The organism is Ferrovum sp., from assembly GCF_027317285.1.
Classification (GTDB): Bacteria; Pseudomonadota; Gammaproteobacteria; order Burkholderiales; family Ferrovaceae; genus Ferrovum.
The window spans coordinates 1-530 of record NZ_DAHVHV010000168.1 but is presented as its reverse complement, the minus strand read 5'-3'; the positions used below and the strand labels follow the sequence as shown (position 1 = coordinate 530).

The following is a 530-nucleotide window of genomic DNA, read 5'->3' as shown; positions in this document are numbered from 1 at the left end:
CTTGGCCGTGTCGGCATAATCAATCGTCCAAGCCAAGGTCTCTCCTCATGTCAGCAGCAGAATGCACCTGTTCTTGCCCCTTTCGAACACGTTCCAACACATCAGCGGCAAGGTAGTAGTCCTCCATATCCTCAATACCCTGCTCGATGATTTCTCGCAGATAGTAAGCCTTTGTCCGCCCGGTAAGGGAAGCAAGGTAGTCAAGCCGTTGCTCTGTTTCTGGAGCCAGTCGAATCGAAGTAGCCATGCCACAACCTCCTTTTGAATACATGTATTAACTGTATCACATAATTACGCATGGAACCCACTGTGTGGGTAACTGACAGAAGCCGCATGAAAACATCAACTCCTCTTGGCCTACTTGGCTTCCAATTTCAAACCGCTGCTTTCGACCCAATTTCAAGTTGCTGATGACAGCGGCCAAAGTGTCGATGGGATTGAGCCGGAATGCGAAATTGTCCAAGGGCGTAAAGTTGCCCGTTTCCAATAATTTACGCAAAGCCTACTGGAAAGTGGGTCGCGTCACTGAA

General features: G+C 49.1%; 1 protein-coding gene. It reads right to left on the bottom strand.

Annotation, left to right across the window (positions count from 1 at the left end; translation table 11 throughout):
- Window positions 1-19: 19 nt before the first annotated feature.
- Entirely contained in the window at window positions 20-247 is a 228-nt protein-coding gene (gene relB / locus M6F29_RS12140) for a type II toxin-antitoxin system RelB family antitoxin (protein WP_031599200.1), read from the bottom strand.
- Between the last annotated feature and the right edge of the window lie 283 nt (window positions 248-530).